The sequence below is a fragment of the Pseudomonas sp. MS15a(2019) genome (assembly GCF_013277805.1).
Lineage (GTDB): Bacteria > Pseudomonadota > Gammaproteobacteria > Pseudomonadales > Pseudomonadaceae > Chryseomonas > Chryseomonas benzopyrenica.
The window spans coordinates 35,086-55,236 of the sequence record NZ_VBTN01000005.1; the positions used below are offsets into that span (position 1 = coordinate 35,086).

General features: G+C 66.7%; 16 protein-coding genes. 7 read left to right on the top strand and 9 right to left on the bottom strand.

Annotated elements, in window-relative coordinates:
• Window positions 1-5: 5 nt before the first annotated feature.
• On the bottom strand, window positions 6-1,028 hold the full coding sequence (locus tag FEZ61_RS09020; RefSeq protein WP_231893082.1) for an AbrB family transcriptional regulator: 1,023 nt from the start codon (window positions 1,026-1,028) through the stop codon (window positions 6-8).
• Between the two features lie 176 nt (window positions 1,029-1,204).
• Window positions 1,205-3,169 carry a choline BCCT transporter BetT gene (betT, locus tag FEZ61_RS09025; RefSeq protein ID WP_085984311.1) on the bottom strand — a complete coding sequence of 655 codons (1,965 nt, stop codon included), beginning with the start codon at window positions 3,167-3,169 and terminating at the stop codon, window positions 1,205-1,207.
• 248 nt (window positions 3,170-3,417) lie between these two features.
• Here betT and FEZ61_RS09030 point away from each other — a divergent pair, with 248 nt between their 5' ends.
• Window positions 3,418-3,822, top strand: coding sequence for a response regulator (locus tag FEZ61_RS09030; protein ID WP_231893081.1), 405 nt, complete (start codon window positions 3,418-3,420; stop codon window positions 3,820-3,822).
• A gap of 464 nt (window positions 3,823-4,286) precedes the next feature.
• Here the strand turns inward: FEZ61_RS09030 and FEZ61_RS09035 are convergent, their stop codons facing one another.
• The 4 genes from FEZ61_RS09035 to FEZ61_RS09050 all read right to left on the bottom strand — a co-directional run bounded on the left by FEZ61_RS09035 (window position 4,287) and on the right by FEZ61_RS09050 (window position 10,003).
• Window positions 4,287-6,116: a glycoside hydrolase family 15 protein gene (locus tag FEZ61_RS09035; RefSeq protein WP_173148322.1), complete on the bottom strand. Its 1,830-nt coding sequence runs from the start codon at window positions 6,114-6,116 to the stop codon at window positions 4,287-4,289.
• Window positions 6,109-6,912, bottom strand: a complete 804-nt coding sequence (locus FEZ61_RS09040; protein ID WP_173148324.1) for a glucose 1-dehydrogenase — start codon at window positions 6,910-6,912, stop codon at window positions 6,109-6,111. Before FEZ61_RS09040 ends, FEZ61_RS09035 begins: the two co-directional genes overlap by 8 nt.
• Window positions 6,913-6,997: 85 nt before the next feature.
• Complete coding sequence (locus tag FEZ61_RS09045; protein WP_242455125.1) at window positions 6,998-8,644, bottom strand: methyl-accepting chemotaxis protein; 1,647 nt, start codon at window positions 8,642-8,644, stop codon at window positions 6,998-7,000.
• A gap of 129 nt (window positions 8,645-8,773) precedes the next feature.
• A complete protein-coding gene (locus FEZ61_RS09050) occupies window positions 8,774-10,003 on the bottom strand; it encodes an MFS transporter (RefSeq protein ID WP_173148326.1) in 1,230 nt (409 codons plus the stop codon).
• A gap of 478 nt (window positions 10,004-10,481) precedes the next feature.
• On the opposite strand from FEZ61_RS09050, the gene FEZ61_RS09055 reads away from it, so the two are divergent.
• From FEZ61_RS09055 to FEZ61_RS09070, 4 genes are all read left to right on the top strand, one after another.
• Complete coding sequence (locus tag FEZ61_RS09055) at window positions 10,482-11,927, top strand: cytochrome ubiquinol oxidase subunit I (RefSeq protein WP_017640934.1); 1,446 nt, start codon at window positions 10,482-10,484, stop codon at window positions 11,925-11,927.
• Window positions 11,924-12,946: a cytochrome d ubiquinol oxidase subunit II gene (gene cydB / locus FEZ61_RS09060; RefSeq protein WP_017640935.1), complete on the top strand. Its 1,023-nt coding sequence runs from the start codon at window positions 11,924-11,926 to the stop codon at window positions 12,944-12,946. The genes FEZ61_RS09055 and cydB overlap by 4 nt, the downstream gene beginning before the upstream one ends.
• Window positions 12,946-13,107 carry a DUF2474 domain-containing protein gene (locus tag FEZ61_RS09065; RefSeq protein ID WP_017640936.1) on the top strand — a complete coding sequence of 54 codons (162 nt, stop codon included), beginning with the start codon at window positions 12,946-12,948 and terminating at the stop codon, window positions 13,105-13,107. Before cydB ends, FEZ61_RS09065 begins: the two co-directional genes overlap by 1 nt.
• 1,012 nt (window positions 13,108-14,119) lie before the next feature.
• Complete coding sequence (locus tag FEZ61_RS09070; RefSeq protein WP_173148328.1) at window positions 14,120-15,013, top strand: proline iminopeptidase-family hydrolase; 894 nt, start codon at window positions 14,120-14,122, stop codon at window positions 15,011-15,013.
• Here FEZ61_RS09070 and FEZ61_RS09075 read toward each other — a convergent pair.
• Window positions 15,010-16,386: a GTPase/DUF3482 domain-containing protein gene (locus FEZ61_RS09075; protein ID WP_064308633.1), complete on the bottom strand. Its 1,377-nt coding sequence runs from the start codon at window positions 16,384-16,386 to the stop codon at window positions 15,010-15,012. The genes FEZ61_RS09070 and FEZ61_RS09075 overlap by 4 nt on opposite strands.
• Window positions 16,383-17,771 carry a DUF2868 domain-containing protein gene (locus tag FEZ61_RS09080; protein ID WP_017640939.1) on the bottom strand — a complete coding sequence of 463 codons (1,389 nt, stop codon included), beginning with the start codon at window positions 17,769-17,771 and terminating at the stop codon, window positions 16,383-16,385. Before FEZ61_RS09080 ends, FEZ61_RS09075 begins: the two co-directional genes overlap by 4 nt.
• 81 nt (window positions 17,772-17,852) lie before the next feature.
• Here FEZ61_RS09080 and FEZ61_RS09085 point away from each other — a divergent pair, with 81 nt between their 5' ends.
• Window positions 17,853-18,368, top strand: coding sequence for a dihydrofolate reductase (locus FEZ61_RS09085; protein WP_173148330.1), 516 nt, complete (start codon window positions 17,853-17,855; stop codon window positions 18,366-18,368).
• 122 nt (window positions 18,369-18,490) lie between these two features.
• The gene (locus FEZ61_RS09090) at window positions 18,491-19,396 is read left to right on the top strand and encodes a hypothetical protein (protein WP_242455126.1); all 906 of its coding nucleotides are present in this window, start codon (window positions 18,491-18,493) and stop codon (window positions 19,394-19,396) included.
• Between the two features lie 312 nt (window positions 19,397-19,708).
• On the opposite strand, the gene FEZ61_RS09095 is transcribed toward FEZ61_RS09090, so the two are convergent.
• Window positions 19,709-20,146 (bottom strand): hypothetical protein, encoded by a 438-nt coding sequence (locus FEZ61_RS09095; protein WP_017640942.1) that lies wholly within the window; start codon window positions 20,144-20,146, stop codon window positions 19,709-19,711.
• Between the last annotated feature and the right edge of the window lie 5 nt (window positions 20,147-20,151).

Consider the following 20,151-nt stretch of genomic DNA (forward strand, 5'->3'; position numbering starts at 1 on the left):
CTCCGTCAGGTGCGGGCCAGCTTGACCAGTTGCCGGGCCAGTAGCGGTCCGGTCAGCACCACTCCGATCAGGCGCAACGCCTGCATGGCCAGTACCAGGCCGACATCGGCATGGGCATCCACGGCGATGATGGCCATGGAATCCAGTCCGCCCGGACTGGTCGCCAGGTAGGCCGTGAGAAAGTCCACGTGCATCAGCTTCGCCATCAGCAGCGCCGACAGGGCGCAGAGGGCGATCAGCAGCAGGGAGGCAAAGATCATCTTGGGCAGGGCGCGCCAGACATAGGCGACCGTGGCCCGATCGAATCTCAGTCCCACATAGCAACCCATGGCGCCATAGGCCACCGCGAGCAGCAGATGGGGCAGGGTGATGTCCAGCCAGCCATTGAGTTGCAGGAGCGTACCCAGGGCGATGGGCAGCAGCAGGGCGCCGGCGGGGAACAGGCGGCCGCCCAGCCAGCTGCCGGCCAGGGCCACTGCCAGGGTCAGCATGAGATTGAAGGCGAAATGGCCGTCCAGGCTGACCACCGCGGCCTGATGGCCGGTGCCGCTGCCCTCGGCCCCCAGCAGCCGGCCGACCAGGGCACTGATCAGCACCACGCAGACCACCCGCACGTATTGCATGGTGGCGACGATCCGTGGATCGGCGCCGTACTCCTCGGCCATGGCCACCATGGCGGCGGCCGCGCCGGGCGTGGTGCCCCAGGCGGCGGTGCTGCCAGGCAGGCCGCCGAAGCGCACCAGCAGGGCGCCAGTGAGCAGGCTGAGCAGCACGGTCAGGGCGGTGGCCAGCAGCATCACCGGCCAGTGCTCGGCAACGGTGAGCAGGACCGCGGCGGTCATGGCGTGGGCGATCAGGCAGCCCACCACGCCCTGGCCAGTCTGGAACAGCCGACGGGGCAGACGGATGGTGGCGCCGCAGACGCCGAAGGCGATGGCCACCAGCATGGGGCCGAGAAAGAGGGCCGCGGGCACCTGCAGCCAGCTGAGTCCGCCCCCGACCAGGGCGGAGCAGAGGATCAGGGCCAGCCATTGCAGCAGGGGAGGATAGGGCGAGGGTGCAGGTGGGGTGGGCAAAGCGGTCTCCGAACGGCGGGGGACCGGCGAGGCGTACCGACCCCGGGGCCGGCACGGGGCCGACCCTGGGGCGATTATACGACCTTTATGGCTTTCAATGGCCTTTCAGTCATTGAAAAAACCACTGGTTAACGCACCAGGTGCAGGAACTGCAGGTGGCGTTCGTACTGGTCGAGCATGTCGTTGAGGATCTGCTCGCGGTTGTAGCCCACCAGGTCGTAGTCCTGGCTGCCCTCGGTGAGATGCACCTCGGCGCGGTAGTAGCGACGATTCTTCAGGTGCAGGCCACCGATGCCGGCGCGGGCGAAGGAGGGGGTGAAATAGCCCTGCATGATCACCTGGTAGATGAAGGGATGCTCCTCGCCGTGGCCGATGATGAGTTGCAGGTTGGCGTTGGTGGCGTCGAACTGGGTCTCCACCACCAGACCTTTCTCCCGCGAGACCTCGACCATCTCTTCCATAGCCGGACGCACGGTGCTGTCCATGAAGCGATAGACCTCGTCCCGCGAGGGGAAGTACACCGCCTGGGACAGCCGCTGGCGCCAGCCGCCGTGCCGTGCCTTGCCGTTGGTCGCCACCGGCGCCAGGGAGTGCAGCCGCGCGCGCTGGCGCTGGGATTCCAGGTGCAGCGCCTTGTGCAGGCCCCACATCATCAGCAGTACCACCACCGAGAAGGGCAGCGAGGTCAGCACCACCGCCGATTTCAGCGCATCCATGCTGCCAGCGAACAGCAGCCCGCCGGTGACCAGGGCCACGGCCGCGCCCCAGAACACCCGCAACCACTTGGGACCGTCTTCGTTGGCTTCACCGCCCTTGGACGACAGGGTGGACAGCACCACGGTGCCCGAGTCGGCCGAGGTGACGAAGAAGACGAAACTCACCAGCACGGCGACGCTGATCACCGCGCGGCTGGCCGGATAGGTTTCCAGCACCTGGTAGAAGGCCATGGCCGGATCGGTGAGGGCGGTCTGCGCCAGACCGGTCATGCCCTGGCCAAGCACCAGTTCCAGGGCGCTGTTGCCGAAGATCGACAGCCAGGCCAGGGTGAAGCCCAGGGGGATGAACAAGACGCCAAAGACGAATTCGCGAATGGTGCGGCCGCGGGAGATACGGGCGATGAACAGCCCGACGAAGGGCGCCCAGGCGATCCACCAGGCCCAGTAGAACACCGTCCAGCCACCGAGCCAGTCGGAGGGCTCGTCATAGGCATAGAGGTCGAAGCTCTTGCCTGGCAAGGCCGAGAGGTAGTCACCGATGTTCTGGATCAGGGTGTTGAGCAGATGCTGGGTCGGACCGGCGAACAGCACGAACAGCAACAGGGCGACGGCCAGCACCATATTGATGTCGGACATGATGCGCACGCCCTTGTCGACGCCGGACACGGCCACGGCGATGGCCGCGCCCATCATCAGCACGATGAGGATCAGTTGCACCCAGTGGCTGTGGCTGATGCCGAACAGGTAGTCCAGCCCGGCATTGAGGTGCAGCACGCCGAAACCCAGGTCGGCGCCGAGGCCGAAGATGGTGGCGATGATGCCGAAGGCGTCCACGGCATGGCCGATGGGACCGTTGATGCGCTTGCCGATCAGCGGATAGAGCGCCGAACGCAGGGCCAGTGGCAGGTTGTGGCGATAGGCGAAGTAGGCCAGCGCCATGGCTACCAGGGCGAAGACCCCCCAGCCGTGCAGGCCCCAGTGCAGGAAGAGGATCTGCATGGCCTGGCGCGCCGCCGCCGGATTACCCCCTTCGCCGGCGGGGGGCTGGGCGAAGTGGGTCAGGGGTTCGGAGACGCAGAAGAAGAACAGGGTGATGCTGATGCCCGCGGCGAACAGCATGCCGGCCCAGGACAGGTAGCTGAACTCGGGTTGGTCGTGGTCGGCACCGAGCTTGATCTTGCCGTAGCCGGACAGGGCGGTGACCACCACGAACACCAGATAAAGCGACATGGCCAGCAGGTAGTACCAGCCAACTGTGTTGGCGGCCCAGGTCTGGGCCTGCAGCAGCCAGGCACCGGCCTGCTCGGGACGACCGATGACGGCCAGGGAAAACAGCAGGATCACTGCAGCCGCGCAATAGAAGGCGGGGGGATTCAGCTTTACGGTGCCGGATGAGGGCGTGGCACTCATGGGGACTCCTTGCGAACTGCCAAAGGGAGAGAATTCTTTTTTTATTGATCGTTCGATTAAAAAAGAATACCACAGGAGGCCCCTGAGGTGAACGCTTCGAGTCAGCGAAGCGCTGAAAGTTGCCGTTTAGAAACCTTGCTTATGCCGGTGGTCGACTTTGGTCGAGCCCAAGCCGAATGGTCAGAACCGTGACCCCTTGGCAAAGTCTGTAGGTTATGACTCAAGCATCTTCTCCACTCGGCTCCTATCGTCCACTACTGTTGCTGGTAGAGGACGAGCCGTTGCTGAGGGAGTTGGCCACCGAGGCGCTGGAGTCCCTGGTGGATCTGCAGGTGGTGGCCGTATCGACCGCCGATGCGGCCTTGAGCTATCTGGAACAGACCGGTGCCCGCATTGATATCCTCTTTACCGATGTGCGCATGCCGGGACGGCTGGACGGCGAGGCCCTGGCCCAGTTGGTCTCCCAGCGTTGGCCGCATATCCCGGTGATCCTCACCTCCGGCGACCGTCTGACCGTACCCCGCGGCGCCGGTCGCACCCGCTTCATGCCCAAACCCTGGCATATCGATGACATGGCCAATTGCGTCAACGAGGCGCTGGGGCAGAGTCGGGTGGCGTGAGGGGATAGAACGCAAGATATCGCGGCCATGGCGGTCCGCCGATGCGGCCATTGCTACAGGCTTACGCTTTAGTTGTAGGGGTAGTCCGCGGTCGCGATGAATTACAGATTAATGAGTTGCAGAGCAGTAGCGTGAAAAACGGTGCAGCCTTTGCCACTGACAGCTTATTAGCCTGCTGCGCCCTCACCCCAACCCTCTCCCAGGGGGAGAGGGAGTTGCCTGAGCAGGCGTTCAGCTTTATCAGCTCCATCAGGCAGCACCCGTGGGAGCGGCCGCATCGGCGGCCGCGATGGGTGCGGAGTGGTAGCACCGGTGCAGAGAGAATAGCTGGGCGAGATAACCTGCCTATCGGCAGCTTTCGGCTTTCCCATGATCGTCACGACTTTTGCTTTTGACGAGGTCGCGGCCATGGGCCGCTCCTACGGATACTTCAGGAGCGACCCAGGACCGCCATCCAGGTCAATTTACGGTTGCCACTGCGGATCCTTGCCGCTCAGCTTGCGATCCAGGAAGAAGGCGGTGCTGATCAGGGCCAGATGTGACAGGGCCTGGGGCAGGTTGCCCAGCGGGTAGCCGCGCTTGTCCAGTTCCTCGGCGTAGAGGCCCAGGGGGTTGGCATAGCCCAGCAGTTTTTCGAACTCCAGGTGGGCTTCGTCGACACGACCGGCGCGGGCCAGGCATTCGACGTACCAGAAGGAGCAGGCGACGAAGGCGCCTTCTTCGCCCTTGAGGTTGTCCGCTGGCGTATCGGCCGGGTTGTAGCGACGGATCATGCCGTCATAGGCCAGGTTGGTCTTGATGGCATCCAGGGTGGACAGCCACATGGGATCGGTGGCGCTGACGAAGCGCACCAGGGGCATCAGCAGCAGGGCGGCGTCCAGGCTCTTGCCGTGGCGGGTCGAGGTGAAGTGCCCCAATTCGGCGTTCCAGAAGTTGTCCCAGATGTCTTCCTGGATGGCGGCGCGCGCGGCGTACCAGCGTTCATAGGGCATCGGCAGCGAACGCTTGACCGACAGCCGCATGGCGCGGTCGATGGCCACCCAGCACATAAGCCGTGAATGCAGGAAATGCTCGGGATCGCCGCGCATTTCCCAGATACCGGCATCGGGTTGGTTCCAGTTCTCGCAGACGTGGTCGATCATCCGCACCACGTCCTTCCAGCCATGGTGGGAGATGGCTTCGCCATACTTGTTGGACAGGTAGATGGCGTCCATCAGCTCGCCATAGATGTCCAGCTGAATCTGCTGGTAGGCCTCGTTGCCGATGCGCACCGGACTCGAATTGGCATAGCCCGCCAGGTGGTCGAGGGTTTCCTCGGGCAGGTCCAGGCCGCCGTCCAGGCGATACATGATCTGCAGCTTTTCCGGGGCGTTGTGGCTGTTTTCCACGCACTGGCCGACCCAGTGGGTGAAATCCTTGGCTTCCTGGGTGTAGCCCAGACGCATGAAGGCGTAGACGGTAAAGGAGGCGTCGCGGATCCAGGAGGCGCGATAGTCCCAGTTGCGTTCACCGCCCAGGGCTTCGGGCAGGCTGAAGGTGGCGGCCGCGGCGATGGAGCCGTGCTTGCAGGAGGTCAGTAGCTTCAGCGCCAGGGCCGAGCGGGTGACCATCTCGCGCCAGCGGCCCTGGTAGTGACTCTTGGCCGCCCAGGAGGTCCAGTAGGAGAGGGTGTCCTCGAAGCAGAGATCGCTCTGGCCGGCGATGACCTTGTCGTCTTCCTCGCAGCCAAAGACGAAATCCAGCTGCTGCCCCTGCTCTAGTTCGAACTCGGCCAGGGCGGCGTTGCCGTCCACCTGCAGGGTGACGCTCGAGGCCAGGCGCAGGGTCGGCTGGCCCTTGGCCTCGAACAGGGCGCCGCCCTCCACCAGGCGCGCGCGGGTCTCGGCGCGGGCATAGTCGTGGGCCGGGGCGCAGACCAGGCGGAAGCGGCAGCGTCCGGCCACCACCTGCACGCGGCGGACGATGCGCGGCTTGGTGTCCTCGCTGCTGCACACCGGCATCAGGTCGGTGACCTCGGCGACGCCGTCCGCCGACAGCCAGCGGGTCTGCAGGATGTTGGTATCGGGTAGGTAGAGCTGCTGCTCGCGGGCGTCTTCCCAGACCGGGGCCAGGCTGAAGTAGCCGGCCTTTTCCGAATCGAGCAGGGCGGCGAATACCGAGGGGCTGTCCAGATTCGGCCAGCAGAAGTGGTCGATGGTGCCGTCGGTGGCGACCAGGGCGCAGGTGCGCAGGTCGCCGATGACACCGTGGGCGCCGATACTGCGGCGGGCGTGCACGGAGGAGGAATCAGCCATTGTCTTCGAATCCCGGATAGAGGCACATGCCGCCGTCGACGAACAGGGTGGTGCCGACGATGTAGTCGGCCAGGTCGCTGGCGAGGAAGACCGCCACGTTGCCCACGTCGTCGACATGGCCGACGCGCTTGTAGGGGATCAGCTTGAGCAGTTCGCGTGCCTTGGCCTCGTCACCGGTCACCTCTTCGTTGATGGCGGTGGCGATGGCGCCCGGGGCGATGCTGTTGACGCGGATGCCCTCGGCGGCGACTTCCTGGGCCAGGCTGCGCATCAGCAGGTTGACCCCGCCCTTGGAGGCGGCGTAGTTGACGTGCCCGGCCCAGGGAATGACCTCGTGCACCGAACTCATGTGGATGATCTTGCCGAGGGCGCGGGAGATGTTTTCGTCGCGGCCCTGCTGGCGGAACTGGCGGATCGCCGCCCGGGCGCAGAGGAACTGGCCGGTGAGGTTGGTGTTGATCACCGTGTTCCAGTCCTCGAGCGACAGGTCGGCGACCGGTGCGTCCTTTTGCAGGCCGGAATTGGCGACCAGGATGTCCAGGCGGCCGAAGGCTTCCAGGGTGCGGTCGAACAGCGCCTGGACCGCGGCCTCGTCGCCGACGTCACCGCCCACGGCGATGGCGCGACCACCGGCGTCCTGGATGCGCTTGGCCAATTCCTCGGCCGGTTCGGCGCTGGAATGGTAGTTGATGGCGACGGCGGCACCGGCCTTGGCCAGGGCTTCGGCGACGGCGGCACCGATCCCGGAACTGCCGCCGGTGACCAGGGCGACCTGGCCGTTGAGGGAAAGCTGCATGTCCAGACTCCTGCGCGGGAAAAGGTGTCTGACTGCTGACCGCCACGCTCGCGTCTAGGTTCAGCCCGCAGGCGTTGCCGGATGTTCAGGCCGAGGCCGTGCGGAACAGGCTCATGCGCCGCTCCAGATCCTCGGCCAGTTCCGCCAGCTGGCGACTGGCGCCGGCGATCTGCTGCGAACCGCTGGCGGTTTCCAGGGTGGCGGCATGGATGCGGTTGATGTTCTCGTTGACCTCCTCGGCTACGGCGGTCTGCTGGGCCGCGGCGGTAGCGATCTGCGCATTCATGGCGTTCACCGAGCCGACGTCCGCCTGGATGGCCGCCAGGGCCGCGACGGCGCGCTGGGTCAGCGCGGCGGTCTCGTGGGCCTGGCCGCGGCTCTCTTCCATCTGCGCCGAAGCGCGCCCGGCGCCTTCCTGCAGGGTGGCGATCATGGCGCGGATCTCGCGGGTCGATTCCTGGGTGCGGGTGGCCAGGTTGCGCACCTCGTCGGCGACCACGGCGAAGCCGCGACCCTGCTCACCGGCGCGAGCGGCCTCGATGGCGGCATTCAGCGCCAGCAGATTGGTCTGCTCGGCGATGCCGTTGATGACGGCGACGATGTTCTCGATGCTGGCGCTGTCGCTGGATACCTGTTGCACGGTGACGCTGGCCTGCTCCAGCGCCTGCACCAGCTGGCCGATGGCTTGGCCGGAACGGGTCACCAACTGATTGCCGGTGTCCACCTGGGCGCTGGCATTGCCGGTGGCCTGGGCGGCCTGGGCTGCGTAGCCGGCGACCTCGCCGATGGTGGCGGCCAGCTCGGTGACCGCCGCGGCCATGTGCTGGGCCTGGTTGGACTGCACATCGGTGTGGCGCTGGTTGGTCTGGGCGGTGCCTTGCAGCTGGGCCGCCGCCGTGGCGACCGAGCTGGCGGTATGGCGCACCTGGACGATGGTCTCGCCCAGGTGCGCGGTGGCGCTGCCCAGGGTGCCCATGACGCTGTCCGGGTGACGGGTAGCGGGGCGCTCGTCCAGCCGGCCCTCGGCCAGCCGGCGGATGGCGGCGGCCACGGCGTGGGGTTCGCCGCCCAGGGTCGCGCCCATCTGACGGATGATCAGCACGGAAACGGCCACGCTCAGCAGCAGGGCGAGGGCACAGGTCACCAGCATCAGCCAGCGGAAGCCGCCGGCGATGCCGCGGACCTCGGTCAGATGACCGCTGGCGATGGCTTCCTCGTGATCGATGAGCGCATTGATGCGCTTGAGCCACTCGACATAGGCCGGCGAGACGCGCTCCAGCAGGAACACCCGGGCGCCTTCCAGATCACCGGCCTGGCGCAGTTGCAGCAGGCGGTCGGTCAGGGACAGGGCGGTGCCTTCGATGTCCTTGATGGCCGCCAGCAGGCGCTGTTCCTCGGCGGTTGCGCCCTGGCTGACGAACAGCTGATCCATGGGCTCGGCGGACTGGCGATAGAAGGCCTTGAGCCGGTCGATGTCGGCCAGGCGACTGGCCAGGGGCGCGGCGTCGTGGATCAGCACCGTATCGCGAATGGCGATGGCGCGGTCGTGCACGCTGCCGCGGAAGTTGATGGCATAGCGCTGCTTGACGCTGGCGCCCTGGCTGACAGCGGTCAGGGTGTCGTCGATGACGCCGACGCGCTGGACGCCGACGAGGGTGATCAGCAGCATCAGCACCAGGATCAGGCCGAAGCCCAGGCCCAGGCGGGCGGCCATGGAAAGAGGGGTACGCATGCAGACCTCAACGCTTGAAAGGATGTGACATGGATCACATTTTGCGACAAAGGTTTGCGCGATAAGGTTATTCCGGAGCGAGCGGTCATCCCCTGGGTATGAGTGGCAATTCGGGTGACAGGGCTGGATTCAGCCGTCCTGGCGCGGCTCCGTCAGCCGGTCGCGCTTGGCCAGGCCCGGGAACAGCTTCATCCAGACCCCGGTGATCACCAGGGTACCGACGCCACCCAGCACCACCGCGGGCACCGTGCCGAAGAAGTGCGCAGTGACCCCCGATTCGAATTCGCCGAGCTGGTTGGAGGCACCGATGAACAGGCCGTTGACCGCACTGACCCGGCCGCGCATGGCATCCGGGGTCTCCAGCTGGACGAAAGAGCTGCGGATCACCACGCTGACCATGTCGGCGGCGCCGAGAACCACCAGGGTACCCAGCGAGAACCATAGCGAGGTGGACAGGCCGAAGGCGATGGTGGCGACGCCGAACAGCGCCACCGAGCCGAACATGATGCGACCCACGTGGCGATTGAGACTGACGTAGGCGAGCAGAAAGGACATGCCCAGGGCGCCCACGGCCGGTGCCGAGCGCAGCAGGCCCAGGCCCCAGGGGCCGGTGAGCAGGATGTCGGCGGCGAACACCGGCAGCAGGGCGGTGGCGCCGCCCAGGAGCACGGCGAACAGATCCAGGGAAATGGCGCCGAGCACGTCCGGGCGACTCCTGATGAAGCGGATGCCGGCCAGCAGGTTGTCCAGGGTCGGCTTTTCCTTCTGGCTGGGCGTCTGCCGCGCCGGCAGACTCGTGACCAGCAGGATGGCGATGCCATAGAGCACCACGGCTGGGCCATAGACCCAGGCGGCGCCCAGGGCATAGAGCAGGCCGCCCAGCGCCGGGGCGATGATGGTGGCGCCCTGCATGGCCGAGGCCGCGGCGGCGATGGCGCGCGGAAAGATCGAAGGCGGCACGATGTTGGGCAGCAGCGCCTGGGTGGTGGGCTGCTCGAAGGCGCGCGCGGTGCCCAGGCAGAAGGCCAGGATGAAGATCAGCTCGCGGGTGACCGCCTGATTCAGGCTGCCCACCAGCAGCACCAGGGCGATCAGCCCCTGGCCGGTCTGGCAGAGGGCAGCCACCCGGCGGCGGTCGTAGCGATCGGCGACATGGCCGGTGTGCAGCATGAACAGCACCCGCGGCAGGAACTCCACCAGCCCCACCAGACCGAGATCGAGCACATTGCCGGTTAGGGAATAGAGGTGCCAGCCGATGGCCACGGTCAGCATCTGGAAGCTGCCGGCGGTGCAGACGCGGGCGAACCAGAAGGCGACGAAGGGACGATGGTGACGCAGCTGCAGGGTATCGCCGGACATGGCAGGGACTCGCGGGGACAGAGGCGGCATCTTAGGCCACCTCAAGGCTGATCGTCAGACAACTTGCCGTGGTGGTTCAGCAGTTCACTTGAGGGGTGGCGAGTGATTCTTGCGGTTCGGCGCGTCCATGGGGCCAGGCGCGACGACGCGGCATGGCAGAGGTATGGCGAGGCGTGGCCACGACGTCCAGAAGCAAAAAGCGCCGTCCAATGGAGTAGGTGACTGCCGAAACACCGTCCTTGGGGTGCGACAGCCTGCCCGATGCGACATCGAACCACGTAAGCAAATGTATCCAGGAGGACTATTCTAAAGCCTGACGTTGATCCACGTCAGCTTCCGACCTGGTCCTTTGGGCTAGCAGCGGCGCCGCCTTTTTAGCGTCCCGCTAGAACCCCAGGCGACGCCGGAGGTTCGAACCTCGGTCAGCGTCATCTCGACCGGCTGCCCTCGACAGCCGGCGTGCCTGAGAGGAATAGCTATGTTCGGCCTCGAAGCCCTGGATCTCGCCCGGATCCAGTTCGCCTTCACCGTGTCCTTCCACATCGTCTTCCCGGCGCTGTCCATCGGTACCGCGAGCTTTCTCGCCGTGCTCGAAGGGCTCTGGCTGAAGACCGACAACCACGTCTACAAGGATCTGTATCACTTCTGGCTAAAGATCTTCGCGATCTTCTTCGGCATGGGCGTGGTGTCCGGTCTGGTGATGGCCTATGAGTTCGGCACCAACTGGAGCGGTTTCGCCGACTATGCCGGCGCCGTGACCGGTCCGCTGCTGACCTACGAGGTGCTCACCGCCTTCTTCATCGAAGCCGGCTTCCTCGGCGTCATGCTGTTCGGCTGGAATCGCGTGGGCCGCGGCCTGCACTTCTTCTCGACGGTCATGGTCGCCATCGGCACCCTGATGTCAACCTTCTGGATCCTGTCGTCCAACAGCTGGATGCACACCCCGAGTGGCTACGAGATCGTCGATGGTCGCATCGTCCCGGTGGACTGGCTGGCGGTGATCTTCAACCCGTCGTTCCCCTTCCGCTGGGCGCACATGACCATCGCCGCCTACCTGTCGGTGGCCTTCCTGGTCGGCGCCTCGGCGGCTTGGCACCTGCTGCGCGGCAACGACAACCCGGCGGTGCGCAAGATGTTCTCCATGGCCATGTGGATGGCGCTGCTGGTAGCGCCCATCCAGGCGTTCGTTGGCGACGCCCATGGCCTCAACACCCTGGAGCACCAGCCGGCCAAGATCGCCGCGATGGAGGGCCACTGGGAGAATCCTCCGGGCGAAGCGACTCCGCTGATCCTGTTCGGCTGGCCGGACATGGAGCGCGAGGAAACCCGCTTCAAGCTGGAGATCCCGGTGCTCGGCAGCCTGATCCTCAAGCACAGCCTCACCGAGCCGATCCCGGCGCTCAAGGACTTCCCCAAGGAAGACCGGCCGCCGGCCTATGTGGTGTTCTGGTCGTTCCGCATCATGGTCGCCCTGGGCATGCTGATGATTGCTGCCGGTCTGTGGAGCGCCTGGCTGCGCTGGCGCGGCAAGCTGTACGAGACCCGCGGCTTCCTGCGCCTGGTCACCTGCATGGGTCCGGTCGGCCTCATCGCCCTGCTGGCCGGCTGGTTCACCACCGAGGTGGGCCGCCAGCCGTGGATCGTCTACGGCCTGTTGCGCACCAAGGACGGGGTATCCAACCACAGCGTCACCCAGTTGAGCATCACCCTGGTGGCCTTCGTGGTGGTCTACTTCGCCGTGTTCGGCATCGGCACCCTCTATGCCCTGCGCATGATCGGCAAGGGTCCGCACACCGGTGAAGGCGACCTGCCCACCTCCGGCGGCCCGGGCACCGATCGTCATCCCAAGCGTCCGCTGTCCGGCGCCGATGGCGGCCTGGAAGAAGACAATCCCAATGACCAGCTGACCGGAGACCGCACATGAACGGCATCCCTGGCATCGACCTCCCGCTGATCTGGGCGATCATCATCATCTTCGGTCTCATGATGTACGTGGTCATGGACGGCTTCGACCTGGGCATCGGCATCCTCTTCCCCTTCGTCAAGGGCAAGGAAGATCGCGACGTCATGATGAACACCGTGGCGCCCATCTGGGATGGCAACGAGACCTGGCTGGTGCTCGGCGGGGCGGGGCTCTATGGCGCCTTCCCGCTGGCCTACTCGGTGATCCTGCCGGCCCTGTACCTGCCGCTGATCTTCATGCTGATCGGCCTGATCTTCCGCGGCGTGGCCTTCGAATTCCGCTTCAAGGTCCAGGAAGGCAAGGAAGCCCTGTGGGACAAGTCCTTCATCTTCGGCTCGCTGCTGGCCAGTTTCTGCCAGGGCGTGGCCCTGGGCGCCTTCATCGAAGGCTTCCCGGTGGAGAATCGCCAGTACGTCGGCGGGCCGCTGGACTGGCTGACGCCCTTCTCGATGTTCTGCGGCCTGGGCGTCATCGCCGCCTATGCGCTGCTGGGCAGCACCTGGCTGATCATGAAGACCGAGGGCCCGCTGCAGGCCACCATGCGTCGCCTGACCAAGCCGCTGCTGTTCCTGCTGCTGGCCTTTACCGCGGTGGTGAGCATCTGGACCCCGCTGAGCCAGGCGGCCATCTCCGCCCGCTGGTTCAGCATGCCCAATCTGGTCTGGTTCCTGCCGGTACCGATCCTGGTGGGCGTGGTGACCCTGGCCCTGCTGCGCGCCATCCTGCGCGAGGACTCGCACCATGCGCCCTTCCTGCTGACCCTGGCGTTGATCTTTCTCGGCTACAGCGGCCTGGGTATCAGCCTCTGGCCGAACATCATCCCGCCGGGCGTCTCCATCTGGGAGGCCTCGTCGCCGCCGCAGAGCCAGCTGTTCCTGCTCATCGGCACCCTGTTCATCATCCCCATCACCCTGATGTACACCTTCTGGGGCTACTACGTGTTCCGCGGCAAGGTCCGCGCGGGGGAGGGCTATCACTGATGGTCGGCCGCTCGCGCGAACCTAACCCCGCGGACAACAAGCCGCTCTGGCAGCGGCTGGCCTGGATGGCCGGCATCTGGGCCTGCAGCCTGGTGGCGCTCGGCGTGGTGGCCTGGGTGCTGAGATTGGTGCTGACGGCGGCGGGGCTCAAGTCGCACTGACCCTTCCATGTGTCGGTGGATGAGGCTGCGCCGTCATCCACCCTACGCAGGAGCTTGTACTTGCGTAGGAAACTTATCCCGCACACCGGATTACCCCCTCTCCTGCTTGCAGGGGAGGGTTGGGGTGGGGGCGGTTAGCTTGGTCGCCAAGCTGATTTGCGGTGTGCTCGGTAGGCTTTTGTTCCGCCCTCGCCGGGCGGGTTACTTTTTGCAGTTGCCAAAAAAGTAACCAAAAACGCTCGCCCCGACTGGCTGGTCCTGCGCCTTGCGCAGGATGCCCTCACATCAGCGCCGCTCCAGCGGGCCGGGGCCGAAGGGCCGTCCTGGCCCTCGGCCCCTTTCGCGGCATCCATGCCGCTCACCCGCTTCCGCGACACTGCCGTTCGGCCGGCCAGACGGGGCACTGGGGTGCCGGCTGATACTTCGAGTTATTCGGTCTGTGTTGGCCCGTCGTAGTACGGCTTCTTGGCACTATTGCTTAATGCCATACCGAAAAACGCGAAGAGCTGACCAGCTTTCAAAGGGACCTTCAGCCGGCACCCAGCGCCCTGTTCAGTAGGCCGAGCACAGCCGTTCTGTAGGTGGGTGAGCGGCAAGGATGCCGCGAAAGGCGTCGAGGGCCAGGACGGCCCTTCGACGACGGCCCGCCGGAAGGACGGCGGAGCGAGGGAACGCGGCGCGCAGCGCCGGGCCGGATGACCAGGGCAAGCGTTTTTGGTTACTTTTTTGGCAACTGCAAAAAGTGACCCGCCCGGCGGGGGCGGAATAAGAAGCTTCCTAATACACCGAGAATCAGCTTGGCGAGAGCCCCCCACCCCAGCCCTCCCCCGCAAGCGGGAGAGGGGGCGGTCTAGCGTGGAGGAGGCATCCGGCGTACAGGGACCATCAGCACAGGGAATCCACTGGTTCCGCGAATCAGCCAAACTCCCCAAACCTACAACTTTTCCCAGTTATCCCCTTCCCACCTACCCGCTAGCCTGACCCCGTTCCCATCCAGACGAGGAAGGCATCCATGCAGGTTCAAGAAGGCTACGCCGATTTCCAGGGCCACCAGACCTGGTACCGGGTCACCGGCGACCTGGCCAGTGGACGGTTGCCGCTGGTGGTGGCCCATGGCGGACCCGGCTGCACGCACGACTATGTGGACAGCTTCAAGGACCTGGCCGAGCACGGCTGGCCGGTGGTGCATTACGACCAACTGGGCAATGGCCGTTCCACCCACCTGCGGGGGATCGATCCGGGATTCTGGACGGTGGCGTTGTTTCTCGACGAACTGAACAACCTGCTGCGCCACCTGGGTATCGACCAGTACGTGCTGCTCGGCCAATCCTGGGGCGGGATGCTCGTCGCTGAGCATGGGGTACGGCAGCCGGCAGGGCTGCGGGGGCTGATCATCGCCAATTCGCCTGCGTCCATGGCGCTCTGGCGCGAGGCGGCGGCTGGGCTGCGGGCCGAATTGCCGCTCGAGGTGCAGGCCACCCTGGCGCGACACGAGGCCGCCGGCACGACCGACTCGCCGGAGTACCGCGCCGCCAGCCAGGTCTTCTATGACCGCCATGTCTGCCGGGTGCAGCCGCTGCCGGCCGAGGTGGCGCGGACCTTCGCCGCCATCGACGCCGATCCCACCGTCTATCACGCCATGAACGGCCCCACCGAATTCCATGTCATCGGCAGTCTCAGGGACTGGAGCGTGATCGAGCGGCTGGCGCGGATCCAGATGCCGACGCTGCTGATTTCCGGGCGCCATGACGAAGCCACACCGGCCTGCGTGGAGCCCTTCGCCCAGTTCATCCCGAACGTGCGCTGGCGCATCTTCGAGGACTCCAGCCACATGCCTCACGTGGAAGAGCGCGAGGCCTGCATGGCCCTGGTGGCGGACTTTCTCGCCGAGGTGGAGCGCGGCTAGGCGTCCGCGTCCAGGGCCGCGGCGATCTCGTCGATACGGGTCTGGCGGTCGTCGGCTTGCAGGCGCGCACGCGGATTGAGCGCCGACCATTCCGGGTGGGCCCGGGCCACCTGCACGGCGGCGGGCAGCTTGCCTTCGCGCCAGCGCTGCTCGTCAGGCGCGGCCACTTCGATGGCGCCCTGGGCGGCGTGGCCGCGAATTTCCAGCGCCGCCAATAGCTGACGCTGCCGTAGCGCCAGCAGGCGCAGCACGGCATCGTCGATGGACAGCTCCCGCCCGCCGCGCAACTTGCCGAACAGTCGTCGGCCATAGTGGCCGCCGGTCTGTGCCAGGCCGCCGGCCAGGGCGCCCAGTACCGTGGCGGCGCCCAGGGTCAGGCCACCGGCGAGCAGGTCGAGACCGACCCCCGCCGCGGCACCGGCCGCCACCCCGCCGCCCAGCCGAATGCCCAGCAGGCGCAGGGTTTCCGGATTGAACAGGTCATCGCCCCAGCGGCCGTCCAGCAGTGGCAGGTCGCTGGCATGGGCGTCGCCCGGGCGAAAGCCGAACAGCCGCAGGAGTTCTTCCACGCAGCGTTGTTCGCGGCTGCGCAGGGCATCGCGCAATTCGGCGGTCGCGTTGCTCACCTCGGCTTCGCCGGGCGCCACGCTGCGCCGGGCAGCGGCGGCGTCCACCAGCAATTCAGCGATCAGCCGCACGCCTTGCTGATGGCGCCGGCGGGCCTGTTCGGCATGGTCGGCGATCAGCCGTTGCAGCGCCGGGCGGCCGCTTTCCAGCAGGGTCGCCAGGCTTTCATAGAGACGCGCCTCGCCATCCGCCGGCGGGGCGACGCTGTCGAAGCGCACCAGGGCGTGCAGGCCGAGACGGGCCAGGGTGGCGCGCCAGTCGTCGGCGCGGTGACCGTCGGCGGCGACGAAGTTGAGCACCGGCACCAGCGGCCGCCCGCAACCAGCCAGCACCGCCAGTTCGTCGCGGTACTTGGCCAGCACCGGCTCGCGGGCGTCGATCACATAGAGCCCGGCATCGGAGGCGCGCAGCTGGCGGATCACCTTGGCCTCCTGCTCGAATCTCTGGCGGGCTTCCACGCTGTCGAGAAAGCGATCGAGCAGGGTGGCGGCGTCCAGGCGTTCGCCGGGTCTTTCCAGCTGCTCCAGGTAGTCGCGCAGGGCGATGGCGTCTTCCAGGCCGGGCGTGTCGTAGAGCTCCAGCAGGGCCTCGCCATCCACCGACAGGCGTGCGCCCTCGACATGACGGGTGGTGCTGGGGCGATGGGAGACCTCGCCGAAGTCGACGTCGCGGGTCAGGGTGCGCAGTAGCGAGGTCTTGCCGACATTGGTATGGCCGACCAGCGCCAGGCGCAGGGGGCCGCTCATGGATTCGTCTCCAGCCAGGCCAGTTCTTCGAGATCGCCCTCGCAGTGTGCCAGACGCAGGGCGTCCAGTGCCTGGCGCCAGTCGTCCAGGCGGACCGGATCGAGCTTGCCACCCAGGGGCGCGGGCAATAGCCAGACGCGGGTCGCCGTGGCGCAGCGCGACAACTCCGCCAACAGCGTCAGGGTACCGCGATCCGGCGAGCGGCGGGGATCGCAGGCGATCAGCAGGCGGCGCGCCGGATAGCGGGTCAGCTGTTCGAGCAGATGACGGCGGCCCTGGCCGTCGTCGAGCACGCCGGCGTCACGCACGCCCTCGGGCAGTGGCGGCGGCCAGGTGTGGTCGGTGAGTTCGAGACCCACCAGCAGCGCCTCGTCGCCGGTGCGGGCGAGGCCACCGGCGTCCTGCTGGGGCAGGTGGGCGGGAGCGGCGTCATTCACGCCCAGGCGTTCGCTGGTCGGCAGCAGGCGTTCGCGCAGGTGCAGATAGCCGGGGCGTTCCACGTCCAGCCGCAGGCGCCCGCGCCCGCGCCGCCAGCGCCACAGGCAGAGCAGGGTCAGCAGCAGCCGTGGCAGCAGGCCATAGACCAGCACCACGCCCAGCAGCCAGCCGGCCCAGGCCTGGCGCGCTGTGGCCAGGGGGCTGGCGGCATCGCCGCTGGCGGCGATGCTGGCCGGGTCGGGCAGGGGAAAGCCCAGCAGCTGGGGCAGGGCGCCCAGCACCTGGGTCAGCAGCACGAAGGTGTCGCTGCCGAGCAGGGTGGTCTCCCAGACGAACAGATAGCTGCGTCCGGAGAGCAGTGCCAGCAGGGTTGCCAGGGCACTGCCGAGGATCAGCAGCCAGAGGCCGTGCACCAGGCCGCCCAGGGCCCAGGGCAGCAGCCGCGCGCGACCCAGCAGCCCGACCAGTGCCGGCCCCAGGTGCAGGGCTCGGGCATCCCGCGCCAGGCGGCCGGAGAGCCACAACCAGAGTCGCGCCAGCGGTGAGGCCAGTTGCCGTCCACCGCCCAGCAGGCCAAGGGCCCAGACCAGCAGGCTGAGCAGATTGAGGCCGAGCAGACTGCCCAGCGCCCAGAACACATTGACCGGACGACTGCCGTCACCCAGGGCGCCAGCGGCGAGGCCAGCGCCGCAGAACAGCGCCACGATGCCCAGCAGCCAGGCGGCCAGCACCGCACCCTGGCGCCAGCGACGCCGCGCGGCCAGCAGGCCATCGCGCTGGCCGAGCAGCCGGGCACGGGTCACCAGGCGTGTCTCGAAGGCGCCGCCGGCCGCCCGCGCCTGGCGATTGGCTTCGGCGTCGTCCAGCGGGCCGCTGTCTTCCTCGGTCAGGCGCAGGGCTTCGGTCAGCCAGAGGTCTTCGAAGGCGGGGGAGGGGGTTGCGGTCACGCGTCGGTGCCCTTGCGGCAAAAACGCCGAGGATAGTCCCTGGCGCCCCGGCTGTTAACGCCTCTGTTATGCTCTGTCACCATGAAAACCTCTCTTCCCCTGAGCCTGATCGTCGCCGTGGCCGACAACGGCGTCATCGGCATCGACAATCGTCTCCCCTGGTACCTGCCGGCGGAGCTCAAGTATTTCAAGGCCGTGACCCTCGGCAAGCCGCTGGTCATGGGTCGCAAGACCTGGGATTCCCTGGGCCGCCCGTTGCCGGGTCGGCTGAATCTGGTGGTCTCCCGTCAGACTGATCTGGTGGCCGAAGGTGCCGAGGTGCGGACGTCGCTGGCCGCTGCGGTCGAGCGCGCCGAGGCCTGGGCCCTTGAGCACCAGGCAGCCGAGATCATGCTGATCGGCGGCGCCCAGCTGTTCGCCGACGCCCTGCCCCAGGCGCAGCGCCTCTACCTGACCCGAGTTGCCCTGGCGCCGCAAGGCGATGTCTTCTTTCCCCCATGGCAGGAGAGCGACTGGCAGCTTGTCTCGCGCCAGGAACACGCGGCCGAGGACGACCGTCCGGCCTATGCCTGCGAGGTCTGGGAGCGCCGGGCCTAGGGGCGGTCGCCTGCAGCCTTCCCGCCTAGCTCTGGTCATTGTTCCGACCTTAAGTAAAACCTAAGACGGATGTGGCATAAAGACGCTGAGGCAGGCCGCCTGGGCGGCCGGAGGGCACGACCATGAGGGCGATCGACAGCCAGACTTCGACGGCAATGGCAGGGACTCAGCCTGCCAATACGAGCGCTACCGGCAATCAGGGCGCACCCGCCGCCGATTCCGCCAGCGCGGGGGGAACCCAAGCCGGCACCGATGTCGCGGTGGACCTGTCGCCCGCCGCCCAGCTCATTGCCAGGCTGTTGCCGGGCCAGTCGAACGGTAACAGCGATCTCGACAGCTTCATGCAGATCCTCCAGCAACAGATCCGCAGCCAGGGTACCGACGCCGCCGTGCTCGGCGAGCTGCCCGAGGGGGCCAGTCCCGACCGTATCCAGTTGGCGAAGCAGGCGGCCAATCACCTGTTGGTGAGCTATTACCATGACGACAGTCGCTATGCCGACGCCTCCACCCAGGATCCTTTCGCCAACCTGGACAGCGACAGCCTGACGCGTATCGCCAGCGACGATTCGGGCACCTTCACTTCGGCTGAACGTCAGCTCGCCTATTTCGAAGGCGCGCAGCGTGGCACCGATGCGGCCAACGTGGCCTTCTCCGGGCTCTCCCCGCAGGATCAGGGTGCCGCGTCCTGGAACTGGGCTCCCGCCGCCACGGAAGACGCCGGTATCCTCGGTACGCTGAATCCCGGTATGCCGGATTGGCAACCCAATCAGTTGAGCAGCCAGCTCATCGACGGCCTGAGTCCTGGCGGCGTGGCGACCGCTGCCGCCCAGGAAACCGCCCAGTTGTCGGCGCCGACCTTCAACGTCAGCACCGGTGCCGATGGTGCACCCCAGTGGACGGTGCTGCCGGTGGACGAACAGGGCGCAGGGGCAAACACCGCGCTGGATGGCAGTATCCTCACCCAGATGACCGGCACGACCGCCGCGCCGGCGCTGTCGCTCTATCGGCAGATCGCCGCGTTCGGTTGAGTAGGGCTGTTGGGCTAGGGCCTGCTTGTTGGGCTTCGACGATGGAGCCGTCTCAGCCCAACCTACGGTGCGGTAGGTTGGCGCTGAGCGCAGCGAAGCCCAACATCGTGGTGCTTAGGTCTATCTGTTGGGCTTCGACGATGGAGCCGTCTCAACCCAACCTACGGCGCAGTAGGTTGGCGCTGAGCGCAGCGAAGCCCAACATCGTGGCATCCGGGTTGCCCATGGGACTTCGACGATGAAACCGTCTCAACCCAACCTACGGCGCGGTAGGTTGGGTTGAGCGCAGCGAAGCCCAACGCCAAGCTGACCTCAGATCGCCCGCAGTTTCTTCGCCGGCAGGTAGTCGCGATGGACGCGCTCTTCCACCAGGTACAACCAGCAGGGGCCTTCCACCTGGGGAAAGAGGCGCACTTCCTGGATGCTGCTGGGCTTGGGTTCGCCATTGCCGACCTGCACGGCCACCGTCTGGCCCAGACGGAAGCGCGGGACCACGCCGGCGTCCACCACGCTCTGCTCGGCCTTGGTCGCCGGGCGGCCCAGGTATTCGCCCAGGTCCACCGGGCCGGAGGGGCCTTCGGCCACGGTGTCCACATGGAAGCTGTAGGCGGTGGCCAGGCCTTCGTCGCCACCGTGGGTCTCGCCCTGCTTGATGCGCGACACGGCCTGGTCGAGGGCGGCGTCGAGCGTCAGTTCATTGTTCGATTGCAGGGTGATGACGATGCGGCGTTCAAAGGGGTACTGGCTCATGGTTT